This is a genomic window from Bacillus sp. XT-4, from assembly GCF_050864245.1.
Lineage (GTDB): Bacteria > Bacillota > Bacilli > Bacillales > Bacillaceae > Bacillus > Bacillus altitudinis.
Genome location: NZ_JBPAFI010000008.1, coordinates 108,854 through 115,394 on the forward strand (window position 1 = coordinate 108,854; position 6,541 = coordinate 115,394).

Annotated in this window: 4 protein-coding genes and 1 rRNA gene; all 5 read left to right on the plus strand. The window is 41.3% G+C overall.

Going from position 1 to position 6,541, the window contains the following annotated elements; all coding sequences use genetic code 11:
- Positions 1-7: 7 nt before the first annotated feature.
- Complete coding sequence (gene recF, locus ACRRMM_RS17275; protein WP_007497487.1) at positions 8-1,120, plus strand: DNA replication/repair protein RecF; 1,113 nt, start codon at positions 8-10, stop codon at positions 1,118-1,120.
- A 17-nt stretch (positions 1,121-1,137) separates the two neighbouring features.
- Entirely contained in the window at positions 1,138-1,383 is a 246-nt protein-coding gene (gene remB, locus ACRRMM_RS17280; protein WP_144683133.1) for an extracellular matrix regulator RemB, read from the plus strand.
- A gap of 57 nt (positions 1,384-1,440) precedes the next feature.
- A complete protein-coding gene (gene gyrB, locus ACRRMM_RS17285) occupies positions 1,441-3,357 on the plus strand; it encodes a DNA topoisomerase (ATP-hydrolyzing) subunit B (protein ID WP_025206585.1) in 1,917 nt (638 codons plus the stop codon).
- Between the two features lie 235 nt (positions 3,358-3,592).
- On the plus strand, positions 3,593-6,097 hold the full coding sequence (gene gyrA, locus ACRRMM_RS17290; protein WP_008347605.1) for a DNA gyrase subunit A: 2,505 nt from the start codon (positions 3,593-3,595) through the stop codon (positions 6,095-6,097).
- A 364-nt stretch (positions 6,098-6,461) separates the two neighbouring features.
- Positions 6,462-6,541 (plus strand): 16S ribosomal RNA (locus ACRRMM_RS17295); the annotation flags it as partial.

Here is a 6,541-nt window from a genome sequence, read left to right on the forward strand (position 1 = left end):
ACAATACATGTACATTCAAAGTCTGGCGTTAACTTCATACCGAAACTATGAACACACCGAGCTTCAATTCGACAATAAGGTGAATGTGATGATTGGTGAGAACGCCCAAGGTAAAACGAACCTGATGGAAGCGATCTATGTATTGTCGATGGCAAAGTCTCATCGTACGTCAAATGATAAAGAACTTATCCGATGGGACGAAGACTATGCTAAAATAGAAGGTAGAGTCATCAAAAAAAATGGTCCACTCCCCATGCAGCTCGTGATCTCAAAAAAAGGAAAAAAGGGCAAGGTCAATCACATTGAACAACAGAAACTCAGTCATTATGTTGGTGCCTTGAACACCATCATGTTTGCACCAGAGGATCTCAGCCTTGTGAAAGGTAGCCCGCAAATCCGCAGAAGATTCCTCGACATGGAGATTGGACAAGTGTCTGCTGTCTACTTGCATGATTTATCGCTCTATCAAAAAATCCTCACTCAGCGAAATCATTACTTGAAACAATTGCAAACAAGAAAGCAAACGGATCAAGCGATGCTGGAGATTTTAACAGAGCAGTTGATTGATGCGGCAGCGAAGGTTGTCAAAAGACGACTGACTTTTACGAAACAGCTCGAAAAATGGGCGCAGCCGCTGCATTTTGGGATTTCAAGAGAGCTGGAAACGCTCACGCTCCAATACCAGACGGCCATAGAGGTATCAGAAGCGTCAGACTTGTCGAAAATAAAAAATAGCTATGAAGAATCGTTTCAGAAACTAAGAGACAGAGAAATAGACCGAGGGGTGACGCTATGGGGGCCTCACAGAGATGATCTTCTTTTCTTTGTGAATGGTCGGGATGTTCAGACATATGGCTCTCAAGGGCAGCAAAGAACAACAGCTCTTTCACTAAAGCTGGCAGAAATTGATCTGATTCATGAAGAAATCGGTGAATACCCAATTCTTCTACTCGATGATGTTTTATCTGAACTTGATGATTACAGACAGTCTCATTTGCTCCATACCATTCAGGGACGTGTACAGACCTTTGTCACCACTACGAGTGTTGAAGGCATCGACCACGCCACCCTGAAAGAAGCGGAAATTTTCAGAGTAGCCAGTGGAAAAGTAATTGACTGATAAATGAGGTGTGAGTCTTGTATATTCATTTAGGTGATGATTGTGTTGTTTCTACACGAGAGATTGTCGCAATTGTTGATTACAAAATGAGGTCATCTTCTGTTGTAGAGGAATTTCTTCAAAAACAAGAAGAACAAATCATTTCGTTGTCACAAGGGACACCCAAATCCATCGTCGTCACAACTGAATCCGTGTATTACTCTCCTCTTTCCTCAAGCACGCTCAAAAAACGTGCTTCATTTTTGATTGAAATTGAAGTCTAAAAGCTCAATTCATATAAATATATCGTTTAAGAAAAGTGTAGGTGAATGTACGTGGCAATGGAACAGCAACATAATAGTTATGATGAAAATCAGATACAGGTGCTCGAAGGACTAGAAGCGGTTAGAAAACGTCCAGGAATGTACATTGGGTCAACCAGTGCAAAAGGACTTCACCATCTTGTATGGGAAATTGTCGACAACAGTATTGATGAGGCTTTAGCTGGTTATTGTACAGACATTACAGTGCAAATTGAAAAAGATAATAGCATCACAGTGAAAGATAACGGCCGCGGAATTCCTGTTGGGATTCACGAAAAAATGGGACGTCCTGCTGTAGAAGTCATTATGACGGTTCTTCACGCTGGTGGTAAATTTGACGGCAGCGGTTATAAAGTATCTGGCGGTCTGCATGGTGTAGGGGCATCTGTTGTTAATGCGTTATCTACGACCTTAGACGTGACTGTATACCGTGATGGGAAAATTCACTATCAACAATTCAAACGCGGTGTTCCAGTTGGAGATTTAGAGATCATTGGTGAAACAGATGTAACAGGGACAACCACTCATTTTGTGCCAGATCCAGAAATTTTCACTGAAACCATTGAATTTGATTACGACACACTTGCTAACCGTGTACGTGAGTTAGCTTTCTTAACAAAAGGCGTCAACATCATCATTGAAGACTTACGTGAAGGCAAAGAGCGAAGAAACGAATACTGCTATGAAGGCGGTATTAAGAGCTATGTAGAACATTTGAATCGCTCGAAGGAAGTCGTTCATGAAGAACCAGTTTACATCGAGGGTGAAAAAGACGGAATCACCGTTGAAGTAGCACTGCAATACAACGATTCCTATACAAGCAATATTTATTCTTTCGCCAATAACATCAACACATATGAAGGCGGATCACACGAAGCTGGCTTTAAAACCGGTCTGACGCGTGTCATCAATGATTATGCTCGTAAAAATGGCGTATTCAAAGATGGTGACTCGAATTTGAGCGGAGAAGATGTACGAGAAGGCTTGACAGCCATTATCTCTATCAAACATCCAGACCCTCAATTCGAAGGACAAACGAAGACAAAGCTCGGTAACTCAGAAGCAAGAACCATTACCGACTCCCTCTTCTCCGAAGCACTTGAGAAATTCCTCCTAGAGAACCCTGATGCTGCAAAGAAAATTGTGGAGAAAGGTGTGATGGCAGCTCGTGCAAGAATGGCTGCCAAAAAGGCACGTGAGCTGACAAGACGTAAAAGTGCACTGGAAGTCTCTAGCTTGCCTGGGAAACTGGCAGACTGTTCTTCTAAAGATCCATCCATCTCTGAGCTTTATATCGTAGAGGGAGACTCTGCGGGCGGATCTGCTAAGCAAGGTCGTGATCGACATTTCCAAGCGATCTTACCGTTAAGAGGGAAGATCCTAAACGTTGAAAAAGCACGACTAGATAAAATTTTATCTAACAACGAGGTTCGTTCAATGATTACAGCGCTAGGGACCGGAATCGGAGAAGACTTCACTTTAGAGAAAGCACGTTATCACAAAATTGTGATCATGACTGATGCTGATGTTGATGGAGCGCATATTCGGACGCTACTCCTAACATTCTTCTATCGCTACATGCGTGAAATCATTGAAAACGGTTATGTGTATATTGCACAGCCGCCTTTATATAAAGTGCAGCAAGGAAAGCGTGTTGAATACGTGTATAACGATAAACAGCTAGATGAACTGTTAAAAACACTGCCTCAAACACCGAAACCTGGACTTCAGCGTTATAAAGGTCTTGGAGAGATGAATGCTACTCAGCTTTGGGAAACAACAATGGATCCTGATGCGAGAACACTTCTTCAAGTGACACTTGAGGATGCAATCGATGCTGATGAGACTTTTGAAATGCTAATGGGAGATAAAGTAGAGCCGAGACGTAACTTTATCGAAGAAAATGCACAATACGTAAAAAATCTTGATATTTAGATAGGTATCCCCCCCTTGAGAGCAACCTTATTTCTTGTTTGGAATAAGGTTGTTTTTCAAGAAACAGGGGCGTGAAACGAATGTCCTGGTTTTCTACGTTTCGTTGATTTTCTAGTAAATAAATGTGTATAAAGGCAAGATTATTGATATAATGGAGAATAGTCTTGTGAAGATAAATACATATTTTACTCCCACATAATTTATTTCATGTGATACGTAAAGGGAGGTTCTTATAGTGAGTGAACAACATACACCAAATGTACGCGAAGTGAATATTAGCCATGAAATGCGTACGTCCTTTTTAGATTATGCAATGAGTGTTATTGTTTCGCGTGCATTACCAGATGTGCGAGACGGATTGAAGCCTGTGCATCGAAGAATTTTGTATGCGATGAATGACCTAGGTATGACAAGTGATAAACCATTTAAGAAATCTGCACGTATCGTTGGGGAAGTTATCGGTAAGTACCACCCTCACGGTGATAGCGCTGTATATGAAGCGATGGTTCGGATGGCGCAAGATTTCAACTATCGTAATATGCTGGTTGAAGGGCACGGGAACTTTGGTTCTGTCGATGGAGACGGTGCAGCAGCCATGCGTTATACCGAGGCACGTCTTTCTAAAATTTCGATGGAGATCCTGCGTGATATCACAAAGGACACCATTGATTATCAAGATAACTACGATGGCAGTGAAAGAGAGCCGGTCGTTATGCCTGCAAGGTTCCCGAACTTATTAGTGAACGGGGCAACTGGAATTGCTGTAGGGATGGCAACGAATATCCCGCCTCACCAACTAGGTGAAGTGATTGATGGGGTATTGGCAATTAGTCAAAATCCTGAAATGACGACACAGGAACTAATGGACATCATTCCAGGTCCAGACTTCCCAACTGCGGGACAAATCATTGGCCGAAGCGGTATTCGTAAAGCGTATGAAACAGGACGAGGCTCTATTACATTACGTGCAAAGTCAAATATCGAAGAAACATCTAGTGGTAAGCAGCGCATTGTCATCAACGAGATTCCTTATCAGGTTAACAAAGCTCGTTTGATCGAAAAAATCGCTGATCTTGTCCGTGATAAAAAGATTGATGGCATTACAGATCTTCGTGATGAATCTGACCGTAATGGAATGAGAATTGTCATTGAACTACGAAGAGACGCAAACGTCCATGTTCTATTAAACAATCTTTATAAACAAACGACACTTCAAACGTCCTTCGGTATTAACTTGCTTGCACTTGTTGATGGACAGCCGAAAGTGTTGTCTCTCAAACAATGTCTTGAATATTACCTTGAGCATCAGAAAGTGATCATTCGTCGAAGAACGGCGTATGAATTGCGTAAAGCAGAAGCAAGAGCTCATATTTTAGAAGGCTTAAGAATTGCGCTTGATCACTTAGATGAGGTCATTGCCTTAATTAGAGGCTCTCAAACTGCTGAAATTGCAAGAAATGGTTTGATGGAAAACTATAGCTTGTCTGAAAAACAAGCACAGGCCATTCTCGATATGCGACTCCAGCGTTTGACTGGTTTAGAAAGAGAGAAAATAGAAGATGAATACAAAGGGCTTGTTGAATTGATTGCTGAATTGAAAGCCATTCTAGCAGACAATGAGAAAGTTCTAGAAATCATTAGAGAAGAATTAACAGAAATCAAAGAACGCTTCAATGATACGCGCCGCACAGAAATTGTGACAGCGGGTATAGAAACAATCGAAGACGAAGATTTGATTCCTGTTGAAAATATTGTGATCACACTGACTCATAATGGTTATATTAAGCGCCTGCCTGCATCAACATACCGCAGTCAAAAAAGAGGCGGTAAAGGTGTACAAGGAATGGGAACCAACGAAGATGATTTCGTTGAACAGCTGATCTCAACATCGACGCACGATACGATTCTCTTCTTCTCTAATAAAGGGAAGGTCTATCGAGCAAAGGGCTATGAGATCCCTGAATTCGGACGAACAGCGAAAGGGATTCCGATTATTAACCTTCTTGAAGTAGAAAAGGGAGAGTGGATAAACGCCATTATTCCAGTCAGCGAATTTGATGAAGATTCGTATCTCTTCTTTACAACAAGACACGGTGTATCGAAACGAACGTCATTGTCTCAATTTGCAAACATCCGAAACAACGGTTTGATTGCACTCAGCCTGCGTGATGAAGATGAATTGATGGCTGTTCGTTTAACCAATGGTGAAAAACAAATCATCATCGGAACGAAAAAAGGAATGCTCATTCGTTTCGACGAGACAGATGTTCGTGAAATGGGACGTACAGCAGCTGGAGTTAAAGGGATCACACTTTCTGAGGATGACATCGTCGTTGGAATGGAAATCCTTGAGCCAGATGCAAACGTATTGATCGTAACTGAAAAAGGTTATGGTAAATTAACGCCTGAAAAAGAATATCGTGTCCAAAGCCGTGGTGGTAAAGGTCTGAAAACGTGCAAGATCACTGACAACAACGGTCCGCTTGTTGCAGTGAAGGCGACTAACGCTGAAGCTGAAGAAGACTTGATGATTATTACAGGTAGTGGTGTCATCATCCGTATGGCTGTTTCAGATATCTCCACAACAGGCCGAGTTACCCAAGGTGTCCGCCTGATCCGTCTAGGTGATGATGAACATGTTGCTACAGTGGCATTAGTAGAACAATCACCAGAAGACGATGAAGAGAATAGTGAAGAAAACGTAGAAAATGTAGAGTCAGATCAAGAGCAATCTGAGTAAAGATAAAGCCGGTTTTTCACCGGCTTTATTTTTTTTTGAAAAAACATGATTTTTTTTGAAGTTTATAATGCTTTTTTCATAGATATGTGTTAATCTTTCAAAGGAGCAAAAAGAGGCTCTATTTTTTATCTCTTTCATAACAAAAACTTCTTAAAAAAATAAAATGTTTTTCAAGAAAAATGTTGACTATTGATAGGGATATATGATATATTTAAGTGGTCGCTTTGAGAGAGTGACAAACAAGTTCTTTGAAAACTAAACAAGACAAAACGTACCTGTTAATTCGAGTTTTTATAAAAAAATCCTATGATACATCATAGGTAGTCAGTCAAACTGGCGAAAAGCAAAACTTCGGTTTTGTACTTTTTCGGAGAGTTTGATCCTGGCTCAGGACGAACGCTGGCGGCGTGCCTAATACATGCAAGTCGAGCGGACAGAAGGGAG

Excerpts from the sequence above, each read along its gene's own strand:
- recF (WP_007497487.1), top strand. The coding sequence starts at position 8 with ATGTACATTCAAAGTCTGGCGTTAACTTCATACCGAAACTATGAACAC.
- gyrB (WP_025206585.1), top strand. The coding sequence starts at position 1,441 with ATGGAACAGCAACATAATAGTTATGATGAAAATCAGATACAGGTGCTC.